The organism is Trinickia sp., from assembly GCF_051954495.1.
GTDB lineage: Bacteria > Pseudomonadota > Gammaproteobacteria > Burkholderiales > Burkholderiaceae > Trinickia.
In genome coordinates, this window is record NZ_JBQCHR010000147.1 from 1 (window position 1) to 18,791 (window position 18,791).

General features: G+C 64.0%; 19 protein-coding genes. 12 read left to right on the forward strand and 7 right to left on the reverse strand.

Annotation, left to right across the window (positions count from 1 at the left end; all coding sequences use genetic code 11):
• The 5 genes from ACTHNR_RS19570 to ACTHNR_RS19590 all read left to right on the forward strand — a co-directional run.
• The coding region (locus ACTHNR_RS19570; protein ID WP_440549316.1) for an AAA family ATPase at positions 1-831 on the forward strand (831 nt) is incomplete at its 5' end.
• A 39-nt stretch (positions 832-870) separates the two neighbouring features.
• On the forward strand, positions 871-2,046 hold the full coding sequence (locus ACTHNR_RS19575) for a vWA domain-containing protein (RefSeq protein ID WP_440549317.1): 1,176 nt from the start codon (positions 871-873) through the stop codon (positions 2,044-2,046).
• 101 nt (positions 2,047-2,147) lie between these two features.
• Entirely contained in the window at positions 2,148-3,371 is a 1,224-nt protein-coding gene (locus ACTHNR_RS19580; RefSeq protein ID WP_440549318.1) for a benzoate/H(+) symporter BenE family transporter, read from the forward strand.
• A 173-nt stretch (positions 3,372-3,544) separates the two neighbouring features.
• On the forward strand, positions 3,545-4,498 hold the full coding sequence (tal, locus tag ACTHNR_RS19585; protein ID WP_440549319.1) for a transaldolase: 954 nt from the start codon (positions 3,545-3,547) through the stop codon (positions 4,496-4,498).
• A 31-nt stretch (positions 4,499-4,529) separates the two neighbouring features.
• A complete protein-coding gene (locus tag ACTHNR_RS19590) occupies positions 4,530-4,949 on the forward strand; it encodes a VOC family protein (protein ID WP_440549320.1) in 420 nt (139 codons plus the stop codon).
• A 69-nt stretch (positions 4,950-5,018) separates the two neighbouring features.
• Here the strand turns inward: ACTHNR_RS19590 and ACTHNR_RS19595 are convergent, their stop codons facing one another.
• The 6 genes from ACTHNR_RS19595 to ACTHNR_RS19620 all read right to left on the reverse strand — a co-directional run bounded on the left by ACTHNR_RS19595 (position 5,019) and on the right by ACTHNR_RS19620 (position 11,533).
• Complete coding sequence (locus ACTHNR_RS19595; protein WP_440549321.1) at positions 5,019-6,164, reverse strand: FUSC family protein; 1,146 nt, start codon at positions 6,162-6,164, stop codon at positions 5,019-5,021.
• Positions 6,165-6,295: 131 nt separating this feature from the next.
• Positions 6,296-7,846 (reverse strand): monocarboxylate uptake permease MctP, encoded by a 1,551-nt coding sequence (mctP, locus tag ACTHNR_RS19600; RefSeq protein ID WP_440549322.1) that lies wholly within the window; start codon positions 7,844-7,846, stop codon positions 6,296-6,298.
• Positions 7,843-8,085 (reverse strand): DUF3311 domain-containing protein, encoded by a 243-nt coding sequence (locus ACTHNR_RS19605; RefSeq protein ID WP_440549323.1) that lies wholly within the window; start codon positions 8,083-8,085, stop codon positions 7,843-7,845. Before ACTHNR_RS19605 ends, mctP begins: the two co-directional genes overlap by 4 nt.
• 306 nt (positions 8,086-8,391) lie before the next feature.
• On the reverse strand, positions 8,392-9,348 hold the full coding sequence (locus ACTHNR_RS19610; RefSeq protein ID WP_440549324.1) for a spermidine synthase: 957 nt from the start codon (positions 9,346-9,348) through the stop codon (positions 8,392-8,394).
• Between the two features lie 81 nt (positions 9,349-9,429).
• Positions 9,430-10,974, reverse strand: coding sequence for a methyl-accepting chemotaxis protein (locus ACTHNR_RS19615; RefSeq protein WP_440549325.1), 1,545 nt, complete (start codon positions 10,972-10,974; stop codon positions 9,430-9,432).
• Positions 10,975-11,113: 139 nt separating this feature from the next.
• Positions 11,114-11,533: an SRPBCC family protein gene (locus ACTHNR_RS19620; RefSeq protein WP_440549326.1), complete on the reverse strand. Its 420-nt coding sequence runs from the start codon at positions 11,531-11,533 to the stop codon at positions 11,114-11,116.
• A 162-nt stretch (positions 11,534-11,695) separates the two neighbouring features.
• Between ACTHNR_RS19620 and ACTHNR_RS19625 the strand changes: the two genes are divergently transcribed.
• From ACTHNR_RS19625 to ACTHNR_RS19655, 7 genes are all read left to right on the forward strand, one after another.
• Positions 11,696-12,340, forward strand: a complete 645-nt coding sequence (locus ACTHNR_RS19625) for a DUF1326 domain-containing protein (protein ID WP_440549327.1) — start codon at positions 11,696-11,698, stop codon at positions 12,338-12,340.
• Positions 12,337-13,131 (forward strand): DUF2182 domain-containing protein, encoded by a 795-nt coding sequence (locus tag ACTHNR_RS19630; RefSeq protein WP_440549328.1) that lies wholly within the window; start codon positions 12,337-12,339, stop codon positions 13,129-13,131. The genes ACTHNR_RS19625 and ACTHNR_RS19630 overlap by 4 nt, the downstream gene beginning before the upstream one ends.
• 323 nt (positions 13,132-13,454) lie before the next feature.
• Positions 13,455-14,441: a TRAP transporter substrate-binding protein gene (locus ACTHNR_RS19635; RefSeq protein WP_440549329.1), complete on the forward strand. Its 987-nt coding sequence runs from the start codon at positions 13,455-13,457 to the stop codon at positions 14,439-14,441.
• A gap of 103 nt (positions 14,442-14,544) precedes the next feature.
• Positions 14,545-15,024, forward strand: coding sequence for a TRAP transporter small permease (locus ACTHNR_RS19640; RefSeq protein WP_440549330.1), 480 nt, complete (start codon positions 14,545-14,547; stop codon positions 15,022-15,024).
• Between the two features lie 5 nt (positions 15,025-15,029).
• A complete protein-coding gene (locus ACTHNR_RS19645; protein ID WP_440549331.1) occupies positions 15,030-16,382 on the forward strand; it encodes a TRAP transporter large permease in 1,353 nt (450 codons plus the stop codon).
• 106 nt (positions 16,383-16,488) lie between these two features.
• Complete coding sequence (locus ACTHNR_RS19650; RefSeq protein ID WP_440549332.1) at positions 16,489-17,109, forward strand: TetR/AcrR family transcriptional regulator; 621 nt, start codon at positions 16,489-16,491, stop codon at positions 17,107-17,109.
• Positions 17,110-17,187: 78 nt separating this feature from the next.
• Positions 17,188-18,150: an alpha/beta fold hydrolase gene (locus ACTHNR_RS19655; protein ID WP_440549333.1), complete on the forward strand. Its 963-nt coding sequence runs from the start codon at positions 17,188-17,190 to the stop codon at positions 18,148-18,150.
• A gap of 34 nt (positions 18,151-18,184) precedes the next feature.
• Here the strand turns inward: ACTHNR_RS19655 and ACTHNR_RS19660 are convergent, their stop codons facing one another.
• On the reverse strand, positions 18,185-18,730 hold the full coding sequence (locus ACTHNR_RS19660) for a hypothetical protein (protein ID WP_440549334.1): 546 nt from the start codon (positions 18,728-18,730) through the stop codon (positions 18,185-18,187).
• Positions 18,731-18,791: the final 61 nt, after the last annotated feature.

Here is an 18,791-nt window from a genome sequence, read left to right on the forward strand (position 1 = left end):
GGTTCGTCGCAGTACGTCGCCACCGACGATCTCAAACTCGCCGTCAACGCCGCGATCACGCTCAAGCGTCCGCTGTTGATCAAAGGCGAACCGGGCACGGGCAAGACGATGCTCGCCGAAGAAGTCGCGGCCTCGCTCGGCATGCCGCTTTATCAGTGGCACATCAAATCGACCACCAAAGCCCAGCAAGGTCTATACGAATACGACGCCGTCTCGCGCCTGCGCGATTCGCAGCTCGGCGACGCCCGCGTCCAGGACATCGCGAACTACATCGTCAAGGGCGTGCTGTGGCAAGCGTTCGAATCGGACGTGCCCGCCGTGCTGCTCATCGACGAAATCGACAAGGCCGACATCGAGTTCCCGAACGACTTGCTGCGCGAGCTCGACCGCATGGAGTTCCATGTCTACGAGACACGCGAGGTCGTACGCGCCAAGCACCGGCCGCTCGTCGTCATCACCTCGAACAACGAGAAGGAACTGCCCGACGCGTTTTTGCGCCGCTGCTTCTTCCACTACATCCAGTTTCCGGATCCGGCCACGATGCAGCGCATCGTCGACGTGCACTACCCCGGCATCCGCGAAGACCTGCTGCGCGCGGCCTTGGCGAGCTTCTTCGAGTTGCGCGGCGTAGCGGGCCTCAAAAAGAAGCCGTCGACCTCCGAGCTGCTCGACTGGCTCAAGCTGCTGCTGGCCGAGGATATTCCGCCCGAAGCGCTGCGCGCGCCCGATCAAAAGCAGATCGTGCCGCCGCTCGCGGGCGCGCTGCTGAAGAACGAGCAGGACATCGGCTTGTTCGAGCGGCTCGTCCAGATGAATCGGCACAACCGCTAGCGCGCCGCGCTCACCGCACCCCGAGGCATAGGCACCGGCATGCTGATCGACTTCTTCTACACGCTGCGCGACGCTAAGCTGCCGGTATCGGTCAAGGAGTATCTGACGCTCGTGGAAGCGCTGCGCAGCGGCGTGATCGCGCCTTCGCTCGACGAGTTCTACTATCTCGCGCGCCTGACGCTGGTCAAGGACGAACGCTACTTCGACAAGTTCGATCAGGCGTTCGGCGCTTATTTCCGCGGCGTACAAGAACTGACCGACGCCGCGTTCGAGCTGCCGCTCGACTGGCTCGAGAAGCGTCTGCGGCGCGAGCTGACGGCCGAGGAAAAGGCCCAGATCGAAGCGATGGGCGGGCTCGACAAACTGATGGAACGCCTGAAAGCGCTGTTCGACGAGCAGAAGGAGCGCCACGAAGGCGGCAACAAGTGGATCGGCACGGGCGGCACGTCGCCGTTCGGCAACGGCGGCTACAACCCCGAAGGCATCCGGATCGGCGGCGACGCGGCCGGCAATCGGACCGCCGTCAAGGTCTGGGAAGCGCGCGGCTATCGCGACTACGACGATCAGGTGGAAATCGGCACGCGCAACATCAAGGTCGCGTTGCGCCGCCTGCGCCGCTTCGCGCGCGAAGGCGCGGCGGACGAACTCGACTTGCCCGGTACGATCCGCAGCACGGCGGCCAACGCCGGCTGGCTCGATCTCAAGATGGTGCCCGAGCGGCACAACGCCGTGAAGGTGCTGATGCTGCTCGACGTCGGCGGCTCGATGGACGATCACATCTTGCGCACCGAAGAGCTGTTTTCGGCCGCAAAAGCCGAATTCAAGCATCTCGAGTTCTACTACTTCCACAACTGCGTCTACGATCACCTGTGGAAGAACAACCGCCGCCGCCACGTCGAACGCATGCCCACTTGGGATGTGCTGCACAAGTTCACGCCCGACTACAAACTCATTTTCGTCGGCGATGCCACGATGAGTCCGTACGAAGTGCTGCAGGCCGGCGGATCCGTCGAATACAACAACCCCGAGGCGGGCGCGGTCTGGCTGCGCCGTCTCGCCGATCACTTTCCTCACCATGCGTGGCTCAACCCGGAGCCCGAGGGCCTGTGGGCGTATCGGCAGTCCGTGTCGATCATCCGCCAGTTGCTCGGCGAACGGATGTATCCGCTGACGCTCGCGGGTTTGGAGGCCGCCATGCGCAAGCTCAGCAAATAACCGCAACGCATGGGGCGAGCGCCGGGGTATGGCCCGTCGGCTCGCGCCAGTTCAACCTTTTAATTCTTCCAGCCGTTCTCCGCTGCACCGCCTCGACACTCATGACTGCCCCTTCCAGCCCCAATCTTTCCGGCCCGCCCGCGACGCGCCGCCATGTGTTGCAACCGTTCGCCGATACATCGCTGCACGCCGTCGTAGCCGGCTTCGTCGCGATGATGACGGGCTACACGAGTTCGCTCGTGCTCGTGTTTCAAGCCGGCCGCGCGGCGCAGCTGACCGACGCGCAGGTCTCCTCGTGGATTTGGGCCCTCTCGATCGGCATGGCGTTCTCGACGATCGCCCTATCCCTGCGATTCCGCACGCCCGTCGTCATCGCCTACTCCACGCCGGGGGCCGCCCTGTTGATCGCCGCGCTGCCCCACGTGCCCTACGCCGACGCGATCGGCGCATTCATCGTCTGCGCGGTGCTCATCACGGCGGTAGGCCTTACGGGCTGGTTCGATGCGTTGATGGCGCGCGTGCCCGCAGGTATCGCCAGCGCGCTGCTGGCCGGCATCTTATTCGAAATCGGGATCGAGATTTTTCACGCGGCGCAATACCAAACGGCGCTCGTCCTGACGATGTTCTTCGTCTATTTGTTCGTGAAGCGCCTGGCGCCGCGCTACGCGATCGTCACGACGCTCGTGGCCGGAACCGCGGTATCCGCCGCGCTCGGGCTCATCGATTTCAGCCGCTTTCACGTCGCGCTGGCGCATCCCGTCTTCACGATGCCGCACTTCTCGCTGTCGGTGGCCGTGAGCCTCGGCGTGCCACTGTTCGTCGTGGCCATGGCCTCGCAAAACATGCCGGGCCTGGCGGTGCTGCGCGCGGACGGCTACACCACGCCATCCGCGCCGCTGATTTCGACGACCGGCATCGTCTCGCTGCTGCTTGCGCCGTTCGGCTCGCACGGAATTACCATGGCAGCGATTACTGCGGCAATCTGTACGGGGCCCGAGGCTCACGAAGACCGCGCCAAGCGCTACACGGCCGCGCTCTGGTGCGGCCTGTTCTATCTCGTGGCCGGAATCTTTGGCGCGACGATCGCCGCCGTTTTCGCCGCGTTGCCCAAGGCGCTCGTCGTTTCCGTGGCCGCCCTGGCGCTGTTCGGCTCGATCATGAGCGGCCTCACGAATGCGATGAGCAACGTCCGCGAACGCGAAGCGGCGCTCGTCACGTTCATGGTGACCGCCTCTGGGCTCACCTTGCTGTCGATCGGCTCCGCCTTCTGGGGGCTCGTCGCGGGCGTGATCACGCAACTCGTTCTGACCGCGCGCCGCGCCTAGCCTAGGGGGCTAGCGGCGACCGCTTGCTGCGTCGCGCGACCCGCGCATGGCGCCTGCATTAGCCCGGGAACGCATCGGGGCATAAAATAGTCTCTTTGGTAGCCGGTCGCGCCGTTTTGGCGGTGCGACCCTTCTGAACTCTAACGGGAGGCGCTTCGCGTCGCTGATCTGCCATGACCCATGCTCTGGACCAACTGAAGCAATACACGATCGTCGTCGCGGACACCGGCGACTTCCAGCAGCTCGCGCAATACAAGCCGCGCGACGCCACGACTAATCCGTCGCTGATCTTGAAAGCCGTCCAAAAAGACGCCTACAAGCCGCTGCTCGAAAAAACCGTGCGCGACCATGCGAGCAAGAGCGCCGGCGCGATCATCGACCAGCTTCTCATCGCTTTCGGCTGCGAAATCCTCAAGATCATTCCGGGCCGAGTATCGACGGAAGTCGACGCGCGGCTGTCGTTCGACGCCAAGCGCTCGGTCGACAAAGCACACGAAATCATCAAGCTGTACGAGGCGGCCGGCATCGGTCGCGAACGCGTGCTCATCAAGCTCGCGTCCACCTGGGAAGGGGTGCGTGCCGCCGAGCTGCTGCAAAAGGAAGGCGTGAACTGCAACATGACGCTGCTGTTCTCGCCGGTGCAAGCCGCGGCCTGTGCCGAAGCCGGTGCGAAGCTGATTTCACCGTTCGTAGGCCGCATCTACGACTGGTACAAGAAGCAGGCCGGCAGCGACTGGGACGAGGCGAAAATGGGCGGTGCGAACGATCCGGGCGTGCAGTCCGTGCGGCGGATCTACGCGTACTACAAGCACTTCGGCTATCAAACCGAAGTCATGGGCGCGAGCTTTCGCACGACGAGCCAAATCACCGAACTCGCCGGCTGCGACTTGCTTACGATCAGCCCCGATCTGCTGCAAAAATTGCAAGACAGCAGCGAAAAAGTCGAGCGTAAGCTCTCGCCGGAAGCCGCGGCGGGTGAAGCCATGGAGCGCATCGCGATCGACGAGTCGTCGTTCCGCTTCCAGTTGAACGACGACGCAATGGCGACCGAAAAGCTCGCCGAAGGGATTCGCGCATTCGCCGCCGACGCCATCAAGCTCGAAAAGCTCATCGACGCATTGCGCTGACCCGCATTCCCTCACGACCACGGAGGCGACGATGGTGGTTCAACCGTATCTGTACTTCTACGGCCGATGCGACGAGGCGCTCTCGTTCTACGAGCAAGCGCTCGGCGCCGAGGTCACGTTCAAGATGCGCCACAAGGAAGCGCCGGCCGAGCATGCGGTGCGCGGCGAGGCCGGCGAGCGCATCATGCACGCGTCGTTCAAGGTCGGGCAAACCACGCTCATGGCGACCGACGGCATGCCTGGCGGAACCGCCGCCCCGTCGTACTCCGGTTTCAGCATCTCCGTTTCGCTCGACAGCGTAGCCAAGGGGGAAAAGATCTTCAACGCGCTCGCGCAAGGCGGCGAGGTGGGTCTCCCGTGGCAATCGACGTTCTGGGCGAAAGGCTTCGGCATGGTCACCGATAAGTTCGGCGTGCCGTGGATGGTCAACGTCGAGAACAAGGAACCCTGAACGGGGCGCCGGTCGCGGCGCGTCGCTTCACGCGGTGCGGCTAGCAGTGGCGGCGAACGCGCGCGCGGCTCATCGCCGCGCGCGCACTGCCGTGCGAGCGGCCGCGTCGCCCTCGATGTGCCACTGTCGCTCGGTGTCGGCCAAGAGCGCGCGCAACGCATCGACCTGCTCCTCGAACCATTGAGCGACCCAGCGCGGCCCCGGCAGCGTCTCATCAGGCGTGCCACGCGCCTCGCCGGCGCCGTCCTGCGCCTGTCCGCTCGCCCGGGGCAGGCCGAACGCCAACCGTTGCCCCGCACGCGACGCTGAACCGAAACGCAACGCGCGCGCGGTCCGCAGCAGCGAAGCGCGGACGGCGCGCGCGTCCTCTCCCCCGTCTGCGGGCGTGGCCGGATGCACGGCGGCGCTCGTCGACATCATCTCGAGCGCGCTCAACATCGAACGATGCATGCGCTGAATAGCCTCGAGCCGCTTGAGCGGAATATCGACCTCCTTCGCCACCGACGGCATCAGCGAGCGCAGCTTGACGAGCCGGCCGTTCAGTGCGGCGAACGCCGCGACGTGCGCCTCGACGTCGAGCGCCGCGCCGCGTGCGATGCGCTTGCGGATGCGCGCGCAATCGCGCAGATTCCGCGCGAGCAGATAGCGCCACGAGTAGGTCGCATGCAGCGGCAAGGCGAAGGAAAACGCCAGCGCGACTGCGATGCCGATCATCACGTTCAGCGTGCGCCATAAGCCCGTATCGATCGTACTGTCGCCGTGCCCGGCCACGATGCAGATCGTGATAGCCGTCAACAGCGCGATGTACCCCGCGTTGCTGATCGCGTAGTAGCCGCACACGCCTGCCGCGATCGACATCAGCAAATGCGTGAGCGGCATCGAGCCGATCACGTGCAATTGCGCGATCAGCAAGAGGCCGACGAGCGCGCCGAGCATCGTGCCCAGAGCGCGATCGGCCGCCTTCTTGCGGATGTTGCCATGATGCTGCAGGCCGCCGATGACGACGAGGACGGTCACCGATGCCCAAATGCCGTTCGGAACATTGATGCCGGTCGTCACGAGGATCGAGGCAAGCATCGCCAGACCGACGCGCACGGCATGCAGCACGCGCGCATGGCGGTATCGATAGTAGGGCGAGACGACGACGCGAACGAGCGGCGCGGCAAGCCAGCGAAGGGGGCGGAGATAGTCGGTCACGGCAAGATTGTCGGGCAAAGGGGGCGCTTCGTCGATATGTGCGCTGCAAAGCGCGCCGAGCAAGGCTTGCGCCGCCCGTAACGGGCGCGAGCAAAACAAAGGGCGGCACGTGGCCGCCCTTTTCATTGCCGATGCTTAAGCATCGAGTATCAGCTTTCGACCGGGTCGAGATAATCCTCGGGGCTCGTACGGTCTTCGGCGTGGCTCGCGCCCATCGCACGCAGCGCGAAGGTCACGACGACCGCAACGACGAGGTTGACGACCAGCGACCAGACCGCCGCATAGCCCGGGATGGTATAGCCGCCGATATGGAGGGCGTAGATCGAGCCCTTCAGATGCAGCGACGCCGCCATCCACGTGCCGACGGCGATACCGACGGCCCAGCCGGCCAACAGGCCGCGCGAGTCGAGCTTGCGCGTATAAAGGCCGAGCACGATAGCCGGCAGCGTCTGGATGATCCAGATTCCGCCGAGCAACTGCAGCTGAATCGCGTACGTGAGCGGCAGGCCGAGAATGAACGCGACTGCACCGACCTTGACGATCAGCGAAACGAGCTTGGCGACGTTCGTTTCCTGGGCGGGCGACATGTTGCGGTTGACGAACTCGCGATGGATGTTGCGCGTATACAGATTCGCTGCGGCGATCGACATGATCGCCGCGGGAACGAGCGCACCGATCGCGATGGCCGCGAAAGCGACGCCGACAAACCAGGACGGGAAGAAGTGCAGGAACAACGCCGGCACGGCGAAGTTCGGCCCGAACGCCTTGAAGTACGGTGCGAACTCGGGCATGTCCTTCACGCCCGATGCCAACGCCATGTAGCCGAGCAGCGCCAGCAGACCGAGCACGAGCGAGTACGCGGGCAACATCGCCATGTTGCGGCGGATCGTATTGCCCGACGAGGAGGACAAGATCGCCGTGACCGAGTGCGGGTACAGGAACAGCGCAAGCGCCGAACCCACCGCCAACGTTGCGTACGCGCTATAGCCGTTCATGCTCGAGACGTCGGGCGCCTTGAGCAGCAGCTTCGCGGGCGGCACGGTGCTGAAGATGTGCCCGAAGCCGCCGAGCTGCGCCGGAATGACGATGACGGCCGCGATGATCGTGATGTAGATCAGCAAGTCCTTGACGACGGCGATCATGGCCGGCGCGCGCAGACCCGACGTGTAGGTGTAGGCCGCGAGGATCGCGAATGCAATGATGAGCGGCAAATCGCCGACGAAGCCCGACGTGTCGAAGCCGAGGCCGCCGATCACCACTTCGATGCCGACGAGCTGCAGCGCGATATAGGGCATCGTCGCGACGATCCCCGTGACGGCCACGGCCAGTGCGAGCATGCGGCTGCCGTAGCGTGCGCCGACGAAGTCGGCCGAGGTCACGTAGCCATGTCGCTTGGCCACCGCCCACAGCTTCGGGAACACGACGAACGCGAACGGATAGATGAGAATCGTATACGGCAGCGCGAAGAACCCCATCGCACCGGCGCCGAACACAAGGGCCGGCACCGCCACGAACGTATAGGCGGTGTACAGATCGCCGCCGAGCAGGAACCAGGTGACGATCGTGCCGAAGCGGCGGCCGCCCAGGCCCCACTCTTCGAGGTGCGCCAGATCGCCGCGGCGCCAATGAGCGGCGACGAACCCGAGGATCGTGACCCCGATGAAGAACAGGACGAAAACGAATGTTGCTGTAGCGTTCATCGAGCATCTCCGGCAGAGGCGCCCGAGTTCGAACGCGTTTTGGTCTTGAAATAGACGATAGCCGTGATGATGGCGCTCGCGAGCACCCAGAACAGCTGATACCAATAGAAGAACGGGAATCCGCCCAATTGCGGTTCGACCTTGTTGTACGACGGCACCCAGATCATGGCGATCCAGGGTATGACCAGCAGCCAGAGCCAGCGTTTGGCGGCTCGATTGGCGTCGGCGTTGTGAGCCATGACGTCTCCTCTTTTACTCTTTTTCGCCCCAAGAGGTGATTCCCCTCGAGACACACCCCGAAGGCGGTCCCTTAGGGGGATCGCCCGCACGAATCCCATGGGAGGCGATCCGTGAGGAAGCTCCCTGGGAGACCACCCCTATCTCGACCGGCTCAAGACCCGCATGCAGCGCGGGTGGCCGGGCATCCTTCAGCTTATTAAGCTTCGCAAGAGTATAAGAGCCGCGCGCGAACGGTCAAGCGGGACAGACCCGGGGCACGACCGCCCGCCACGGCGCCGCCCGGCATGCCGGGCGGACCTGCATGATCAAATAGTGAACACATCCGGCGCGCTAGACGGCGCACGTGTCGTGCGAGCCGTGTCCACTTCGCGCAACGCCTTGACCCAGCGCCGCGCCGGCAGGCCAAGCTTGTCCTCGATCAGCTTCGCGCGTTGCTTGAGCGCGACGTAGGGAATCTCGAGAGCCGGGCCCGAGAAGGCCAGGGCGATGCGGTTGCCCTCGTGCACCTCGGGTAGTGCAATGACGCGGCCGTCGAACGCGGCGTTCAGTTGCTTCATGTTGCGCACGAAGCTCGGGTGATCGCCGAAGAGATTGATCGTGGCCATGCCGGCATCGGTCAGGCACGCGCGCACGGCGCGATAGAACGCAAGGCTGTCGTGCACGGGGCCGCGCGCCGTCGCATCGTAGAGATCGATCTGCAGCGCGCCGATCGCGCCATGGTTCGCGCGGTCGTGCACGAAATCCCACGCATCGGCCTCGCGCACCGTCAGACGCGCATCGTCGGGCGGCAATGCGAACATCGTGCGCGCCGCCACGACGACGGCAGGGTTGAGCTCCACCGCTTCCACTCGGGCGTTCGGCAAATAGCGATACGCGAACTTCGTCAGCGCCGCCGCGCCGAGGCCGAGCTGAACGACGCGCTTTGGCGTTTCGAGAAAGAGCAGCCAAGCCATCATCTGCTGCGCATACTCGAGTTCGATCCGATCGGGCTTGTTCAGGCGCATCGCGCCTTGAACCCACTCGGTGCCGAAGTGAAGGTAGCGCACGCCGCGTTCTTCCGAAAACGTGACCGGCGCGAATCGCGGCTTGCGCGGCAGTTCGATGCGCAACGCGGCGCGGCCCGATTCGTCGTCGAGCGCGTCGGCGCGCGGGCCGCGTTTGGACGATTTGGATTGAACTTGCGCACGGCGGGTGCGCTCGGCGCGCTCGCCGCGTGCGAAAGCGCGCGCTTCGGCCGAAGCGCGCTTGATGAGATCGGTCATAAAAAAGTATTAGGCGTCCGGGGACCAGGTTGAACCGGACGAGAGGATAGCACCGCCGCGTGCGCGCGCCGGTGGGCCGCCTCAGCGAAAGACGCTGACCGCGTCGACGAGCCGCGTGGCCTGCTGCTTCAGACTCGCGAGCGCGGCCGTGCTTTGCTCGACGAGCGCGGCGTTTTGCTGCGTGATGTTGTCCAGCTCGCCGACGGCGCGATCCACCTGCACCACGCCGGCGCTCTGCTCGCTCGTCGACGAGCTGATCTCGGCGATGAGGTCGGACACGCGCTTGACCTGCGCGACGATGTCGTCCATCGTGCGGCCCGCGTCGTCGACGAGCTTCGAGCCCGATTCCACCTTCTCGACGCTCGCGTCGATGAGCGTCTTGATTTCCTTGGCGGCCAAGGCGCTGCGCTGAGCCAAGCTGCGCACCTCGCCCGCCACCACGGCGAACCCGCGGCCCTGCTCGCCGGCCCGCGCCGCTTCGACGGCCGCATTGAGCGCGAGGATGTTGGTCTGGAACGCGATGCCGTCGATCACGCCGATGATGTCGGCGATCTTGCGCGAGCTGTCCGTGATCTCGTTCATCGTATTGACGACTTCCGACACCGCGCGCCCGCCCTTCGTCGCCGATTCGCTCGCCGTGCTCGAAAGCTGATTCGCCGCCGACGCCGTTTCCGCGTTGCTCTTGACGGTCGAGGTCATCTGCATCATCGACGAAGCCGTTTGCTGCACGCTGGATGCCGCCTGCTCCGTGCGCGAGCTCAGATCGACATTGCCTTGCGCGAATTCGTTGATCGACTGCTGCACGTGCCGCACTTGCTCGCTGACGTCGTCGACGAGCCAGCGGAACATCAGGCCCAATTGGCTGACCGTGCGCATCGCCATGCCGATTTCGTCGATGCGGCCGGCTTCGACCGCTTGCCGGCCCTGTCCCGACGCCACGTCGAGCGCATGCTCGCGCAAGCGCTCGAGCGGCCGCGCGATTTGCGCTTCGAGCCAAAGCGATGCGAGGGCGAGCGCGACGGCCGCACCCGCGCCGAACAAGGCGAGGCCGACGCCCCCTTGTCCGGTCGCCGCGGCGCAGGCGAGGAGCAAAGGCACGAGCGCGATCAGCGCGAGGCGAATACGCCAGCGCACCGACATCGTCTTCAATGCGCTGGTCCAACCGAGCCAGCCCGTGCGCACGACGAGGCCCTTGTGGAACGCCTTGTTGCCGGCGCTTCCCTCGCGAAAGCTTTGGTAGAGCGCCTCGGCGGCCGCGATCTCCTCGCGCGAGGCCTTCGTGCGCACGGACATATAGCCGACCGTGCGTCCGCCGCGCACCACGGGCGTCGCATTCGCGCGCACCCAATAGTGATCGCCGTCCTTGCGCCGGTTCTTGACGATAGCCGTCCAGGGCTCTCCGCCTTTGAGCGTCGTCCACATGTCGGCGAACGCTTCCTTGGGCATGTCGGGGTGCCGCACGATGTTGTGGGGCGCTCCTTGCAGCTCTTCCACCGCGAATCCGCTCACCTCGACGAAGGCCGCATTGGCGTAGGTGATGTGGCTTTGCGTGTCGGTCGTCGACATCAGCGTGGCGTTATCGGACAACTCGTACTCGTGCTGACTGACAGGCACGTTATTGCGCATCGCGGACAATCCTCAGAAAAAATCGAAACGGCATATGAGAAACACGGCGAACGGTTGGGCTGACGCCTTTCGATCTTTTAACGGCTTCCTTACGCAAAACTTGAGGCAATGCGATGGCGACGATGAAGCCTGCGCACTTTCAGTCGGCTTGGCGAAGGGCCTCGGCCAAGCGCTTGAGCGCGGCCAGCACGGCGCCGAAATCGCCGGTGACCATCGGACCGAATTCGCTCGCGTTGGGCCCCGTGATTTCGGTGCCGTACGTGACGCGCGTCTGCCCCGCCGGCGTCGCGCGCAGTTCATGACGCACGACGACGCGCGTGCCGTCGATGATCGTTTCATCGGTGAAACCGGCGTCGTCGCGGACATCGAGAAGCAGACTCGTAAACGCATCGCCGCCGGGAACCTTCATCGTGAACGTCGTACCGGCGGCGAACGCGCCGTGAAGCTCAATGTGCTCGATGCCCGCGTTCCATCGGCCCCATCCGTCCACGTCGCGGAACAACGTCCAGATCCGTTCCGGCGTTGCGTCGATGTCGATACTTTCCTCGTGCGTCCACATAGTTTTCTTCTCCGCTTAAATGGGCGAGCGCTTATCCGCAGTCATGGAATGACTTGAAACGGCCGCCAGTCTATCGCAGCGCGCAACGCGTTTGATTTCCCCGTTGACGTGCACTAGATTCGAACCACGCTCCCCTATCGCGGGGCGTCAGAGGGAGGGGCCATGACTCCTTGGGAAATCGAAGGCGCCGAGTTCATGTGCTGCAATTGCTCATACGGTTGTCCTTGCCAATTCAACGCGCCGCCGACGAACGGCACATGCGAAGCGATGGGCGCCATTTCGATCGCGAGCGGCTATCACGGCCATGTGAGGCTGGATGGCCTCAATCTCGCGCTCGTGCTGAGTTGGCCCGGCCCGATCCACGAAGGCAAAGGCAAATGCCAGCCGATCGTCGACGAGCGGGCCGACGCCGCGCAGCGAAGCGCGCTCTTGAGAATCATGACCGGGCAGGACTCCGAGCCCTTCGCCACGATGTTCTCCATATTCGCTTCCACCATGACGCAAGTCTTCGATCCGATATCGACGCGCATCGACTTCGACGCCGACGTCGATGCCCGGCGCGGCCGGATCCATGTCGCCGGCGTATTCGATTTGACCGGCGAGCCTTTGCGCAATCCGGTAACCGGCGAGGCCCATCGCGTTCGCATCGATCTGCCGCACGGGTTCGAATTCGAGATCGCCGAGATCGGCTCCGGCACGGGTCGCGCTCAAGGAAACATCGCACTGACGCTCGACGGCACGCATGCGCAATTCGCGCGATTGCATATGAACCATCAAGGACTGATTCGGCATCGCGCCACGGCATGATCGCGCTCGAGACAATCATCGGCCGCGAACGCATCGCGGCGCTGGCGGGGATGGCCATCCTAGTCGGACTGTGCTGGTTCTATCTATGGAGCGGCGCGGGCACCGGCATGTCGGCGCTCGAGATGACGTCCGTCGCGCTCTTTCCGCATCGGCTCTCGGGCGGCGCGGGCGGCATGGATCCTTCGCTGCCCACGGTGATCCTGATGTGGTGGACGATGATGATCGCCATGATGACGCCCAGCGCGGCCCCGCTCGTTTTGCTCTACCGAAACGTTCTGCGGCACCACGGCATGAACGGCGCAAGCTCGTCCGTATCGACGCTTTTGCTGCTGTCCGGCTATCTGACGGCGTGGCTTGCCTTTTCCGTCTTCGCGGCCTTGCTGCAAAAGACGCTTCAGCCCGCCGGGCTCATTTCGGCCATGATGCTGTGGTCCAAAAGTGCGACGCTCTCCGCGATCGTATTGGCCGCCGCCGGGCTTTATCAGTTCTCCCCGGTCAAGCGCGCTTGCCTCGCGCAGTGCCGGGCGCCCGCCCGCTTCCTGGCCGAACACGGACGAATGGGCGTCGCGAGCGGATTCGTGCTAGGAGCACATCACGGCATGTACTGCGTCGGATGCTGCTGGCTCTTGATGACGCTGCTGTTCGTCGGCGGCGTCATGAATCTCGTTTGGATTGCCACGCTGTCGCTGTTCGTCTTCGTCGAGAAACTGCTCGCCCGCGGCGAGCGCGTGGGCCAGGTTCTGGGGCTGGTGCTGATCGGCTGGGCGGCAGTCACCTTGCTCATGCGATAAAAAGCCGGTCGCCCCGGTCGATTTGCCGGCTCGTCAGCGATCGCAATCGTTCCGCGCATTCTTATGCGTCATCGTACGACTAGGTATTTTCACCTACCCGATCCCGCTGGCGGGCGTCCCTTGCTTCCCGGCGCCACGCCCCATTCCGGCACTGCCGCGCGCCCGATCGGCGCCTCCTAAAGTCACCAGCCCTGGGCCACCGCGGGCAAGACGCCCCGGCCAAGGGTATCCCCCGAGTGAGCTTCCGATTGGATGTCCGTAAAGTCTCGCCTGTTATACGACGTACGACCTCTAAGACGAGTTTTTGGATCAGGATATCAACGATGAAAAGGACATTCACACGCTCCCGCGCCGCGCTCGCGGTGGCGTTGCTTGCCGGCTTTGCGATGTCCGCGCAGGCGCGCGTGTTTCGCTCGGCCGACGTGCATGGGGATAACTTTCCGACCAATATGGCCGTGAAGCACATGAGCGACGAGCTCTCGAAGGCCACGGGCGGCAAGGATTCGATCAAAGTGTTCGGCAACAGTGCGCTCGGGTCGGAGAACGACACGATCGATCAAGTGCGGATCGGCGCGATCGACATGGTTCGCGCGAACGGCGCTGCCTTCAACGAGATCGTGCCGGAATCGCTGATCCCGTCGCTCCCCTTCCTGTTCCGCGATATCGACCATTTCCGCAAGGTGATGTACGGCCCCGAAGGACAAAAGATTCTCGATGCATTCGCCGCCAAGGGGATGATCGCCCTGACGTTCTACGAGAGCGGGGCTCGCTCCATCTACGCGAAGCGGCCGGTGCGTACGCCCGCGGACATGAAGGGGCTGAAGGTGCGCGTGCAGCCGTCCGATCTGATGGTCGACGAAATCAAAGCAATGGGCGGCACGCCCACGCCGATGCCGTTCGCGGAGGTCTATACCGGCTTGAAGACCGGGCTGGTCGATGCTGCGGAAAACAACCTGCCGTCCTACGAGGAAACCAAGCACTTCGAAGTCGCGCAAGATTATTCGGAAACGCAGCACGCCATGACGCCTGAAGTGCTCGTCTTCTCGAAGAAGATCTGGGACAAGCTTTCGCCCGAGGAGCAGACCGCGATCAAGAAGGCAGCGGCCGATTCCGTGCCGTATTACCAAAAGCTGTGGACCGCGCGCGAAGCGCAGGCGCAGAACATCGTGACCAAGGGCGGTGCGACGATCATCCCCGCGGCGCAAGTCGACCGGGCGGCATTCGTGAAGGCGATGCAGCCTTTGTGGACGAAATACGAGAAAACGCCGCAGATGAAGCAGATCGTCGACGAAATCGAAGCGATCAAGTAACGGCCCAGCGACGCGCCTTCGCGCGTCCATCAGGCAACGCCCGCACGTCCTCCGGCCGATGGCCGGCGGCGAGGCGGGCGCAATTCGTTGAAGGACCGAAGTCATGAAGCTCCTCAAGCGCTCGAACGATGCGCTGTTTCGGGCGCTCGCCGTCGCGGCGTCCCTCTGTCTCGTCGCACTGACCGGGCTCGTCTTCTACAGCGTGGTCATGCGCTATCTGTTTAACAACGCGCCCGATTTCGTCGAACCGATCGCCCTCCTGCTCGTCATCGCCATCGCGCTGTTCGGCGCGGCGATGAAAGTGCGCGACGGCGGCCACATCGGCCTCGACTCGTTCGTGCGCCGGCTCTCGCCGAATGGGCGCAACGTCGCGCTGGCGTTTCAGCATCTTTGCTTGATCGCCTTCGCCATCGCGATCATCGTCGGGTGCGGCAGCATGGCGGCCACGACCATCGACGACCGCATTCCGATTCTCGGCTTGCCCGAAGCGCTGCGCTACGCCATCGCCCTGCCCGCCGGCATCGCGATGATCCTCTTCTCGCTCGAGCATCTGCTTGCGCTTCGTCGCCACGAACCACGTTAAACGTCATGGAACTCGCAATCCTGTCCGGCAGCTTCCTGCTGCTTCTCGTCCTCGGCGTGCCCGTTTCGTTCGCGCTGGGGATCTCGTGTGTGGCCACCTACCTTGTCGAAGGTCTGCCGATCGCCACCGCGATGCAATCGATGATCTCGGGGATGAACGCGTTTTCGTTCCTCGCCGTGCCCTTCTTCATCTTTTCCGGCGAACTGATGCTGCACGGCGGCATCGCGGACCGCATTTTGCGCTTCGCGCAGTCAGCCGTCGGGCATTTCCGAGGCGGTCTCGGCATGGCGAACGTCGTCGCCTGCACACTCTTCGGCGGCGTATCCGGATCGCCCACCGCCGACACCTCGGCGATGGGCGGCGTGGTCATTCCGTTGATGAAACGCGAAGGCTATAGCGCGGCCTACGCCGTGAACGTCACGACGCACGCGTCCCTGGCCGGCGCGCTGATGCCCACGTCGACCAACATGATCATCTACGCATTCGCCGCGCAAGGGATCACGGGCATGCTCAACGGCCATTCAGTGAGCGGCGTATCGATCGGCGACCTGCTTTTCTCGGGCTTGCTGCCCGTGCTTTGGGTGATGGGCTTCGTGCTCGCGGCGGCCTACTGGCAAGCGGTGCGCCACGGCTATCCGCGCCGCGCGGACGGTTCGACCGAACTGCCGAAGTTTCCCGGCTGGTACGCCGTCGCGCGCAGCTTCGCGGGCGCCGTGCCGGGGCTCATGGTCATCGCCATCATCCTCGTTTGCGTTGCGAAGGGGATCGCGACGGCGACCGAAGCGGCTGCGATCGCAGTGGTCTACTCGCTCGTGCTCACGTCCTTCGTCTACCGAACGCTCAATCGCGCAAAGCTATGGCGCGCGCTCTCGCATGCCGCGCGCACGACGGGTGTTGTGCTGCTGCTGATCGCGGTGTCGAACATGCTGCGCTTCCAAATGTCGTATCTGGAGATTCCCGATGCGATCGAAGGTCTGCTCAAGCAGTCCACGGCCGCACCTTGGCTCATGTTGCTTTACATCAATGTGCTGCAAGTGTTCCTCGGCACGTTCGTCGACATGGCCGCGCACATTCTCATCACGACGCCGCTGTTCCTGCCGATCGCCATGGCATGCGGCGTCGGACCGGTGCAGTTCGGGATCATGCTGCTGCTCAATTGCTCCCTCGGGCTCGTGCATCCGCCGATCGGGTCGGTGCAGTTCGTGGGCTGTGCGATCGGCAACGTATCGATCGGGGAAACGACCAAGGTGGCGTGGCCGTACTACCTCGCGATCTTCAGCGCGATCAACATCGTCACGTATTTGCCGTTCTTTTCGACGTGGCTGCCGAGCCTCATTAGCGGGCATCCGGTTTATTGAGGGGCCGTGAGCACAGGCTCGTGCATCGCGGTCCTAGCTCGAGCCTTTGAGCGACCATTATTTCAGGCGTCTTGATTCGGAAACGATCACTTCCTATAATGGCGCCATGAACCTTCCCTCTCCTGCGACGGCCGTGGCGCGCGGCCGCGGCCGCCCTCGCGAGTTCGACGTCGACCAAGCGCTCGACAAGGCTATCGTCGTGTTCAGCGAGTCCGGCTATCACGCCACCTCCCTGGGCAAGCTCACGCAAGCCATGGACATCGCCGAGGGCAGTCTCTACAAAGCGTTCGGGGACAAGCGCGGCGTTTTCATTGCGGCGTTCGAACGCTATTTGGCCCTGCGCAACGCACGCCTTTCGCACGAACTCGCGGCGGCGACGACGGGGCACGACAAGATCAAGGCCCTGCTGACCGTCTATGCGGAAGCGAGTTTCGGCAAACAAGGCCAGCGCGGTTGCCTGGTCATCGGCAGCGCGGTCGATCTGGCAAGTACCGATGCGGATATCGCCAAGCGCGTCGGTCAGCAGTTTGCGTCGCTGGAAAAGCGGCTGATCGGCTTCGTCGAAGAAGGCCAGGCCGATGGGTCGGTTTCGGCGCGCGTCGATGCCGCAACGACTGGGCGGTTGCTGCTCTGTGTCGCGCAAGGGATGCGCGTCATCGGCAAGACCGGCCGTGCAGGCTCCGAGATGATGAGTCTCGTCGAGAGCGCGCTCAAGCTGCTTGCTTGAAAATTTTTTGACCATTTTGGAAGCGATCGCTTTCTTATATGTCATGCGCGGTCGGCCGCACGTCGGCCCATTTCTTTTTTGGAGTTCTTGATGAATCGAGACCTGGTACCCACCGGCGACAACGACGCGTTTGCCCGCTTCGAGCCCGCCGCATTTTGGAAGCAGTTCCGACACGGCACGGCGCGCGTCGGAAGCATGCGGCTGCATTTCGTCGAAGGCGGCCAGGGCGAGCCGGTCCTGCTGCTGCCCGGCTGGCCGCAAAGCTGGTATGTCTGGCGATATGTCATGCCCTCGCTGGCTGCGGCGGGCCGCCGTGTGATCGCGATCGATCCGCGCGGCATGGGCGATTCTGATCGGCCGGCCGACGGCTACGACCTAACGACCGTCGCCGCCGAACTCCACGGGTTGATTGGAACCCTCGGCCTCGCGACCGCATCCGGAATCGAAGTCGTGGGGCACGATATCGGCACATGGATGGGCTACGCCCTCGCGGCCGACTGGCCATCCGATGTGAGACGGCTGGCCGTATTCGACGCGGCGCTGCCCGGCATCAGCCCGCCACCCCCGGCAGGTATCCCAACGTCCGAAGCGAATCTGAAGACTTGGCACTTCGGCTTCAACCGGCTCGACGACCTACCCGAGTTGCTGCTGCAAGGTCGCGAGCGCGCGTTTTTGACATGGCTGTTCCGCGCGAAGGCGATCCGGCCGTGGACCATTGGACCGGAAGACCTCGACGAATACGTTCGGGTCAACGAGGCGCCCGGCGCGACACGGGCGGCGTTGTCCTATTACAGGGCCGCACTCGCCGACGTCGGCCTTGAACAGAATCGAGCGCGCAGCGCACGCAAGCTACCCATGCCGGTACTGGCCTACGGCGCCGACGGCGGAGTAGGTGGCGGCCTTCTCGCGACGATGCGGCTGGTGGCTGAACACGTTGAAGGCGGCGTGTTCGAAAATTGCGGCCACTATATCCCCGAGGAAGCGCCCCGTGCGGTGGTTGAGCGCCTATTGAACTTCTTCGACAAGCGCGGCGACCGATAGCCAGTTCGCGCTGGCCGCGCGCGGGCTGGAAAAGTCACGAGCCGCTCGGCCGGCGAAACTCGTTTTCCACCCAGCTCGTGGCGCTCGCCTTGGTGAGTTTGAAGCCCGCCGACACCTGCACCTGCGCCAACCGTTCGCCGAGCGAGTCGAGCGCGGTCAGCAGCGCATAGGGATCGTCCTCATCGGGAACGATATCCAGCGTGATCTCCAATTCGCCGTCGCCCGACGCCGCCTCGACCGTCAAGCTCTTATGCAACTGCGCGCGCAGTTGCTGCTCGTGCCGGCGCAACACCTCCGACGCCGTCTTCACGAGCGTATTGAATGCCGACGTATCGAGCGGTTTCGGATCCTTTTTGTTGCGCCCCATGGTCCACGGACCGACGAGCGCAGGTTCCGGCTCGCCGTCCTTGATCATTTCGACAGCCCACCCGTCATCGTCCTCGTTCTTGATGATGCGCGCGGTCCAGCCGCTGTCGCGCCAAAGACGGTCTTCATGCACCGTTTCGGGCGTCTCGACGGCTGGGGCATCGGCGGTGATTTCGGATGGCAAATCGACGGAGGTTAAGGACTGATCGGTCATGGCGGGTTCGCTGATATCGGGTGACGCATTCGGCGTACGGCATGCGATTTTACCTGCCCCG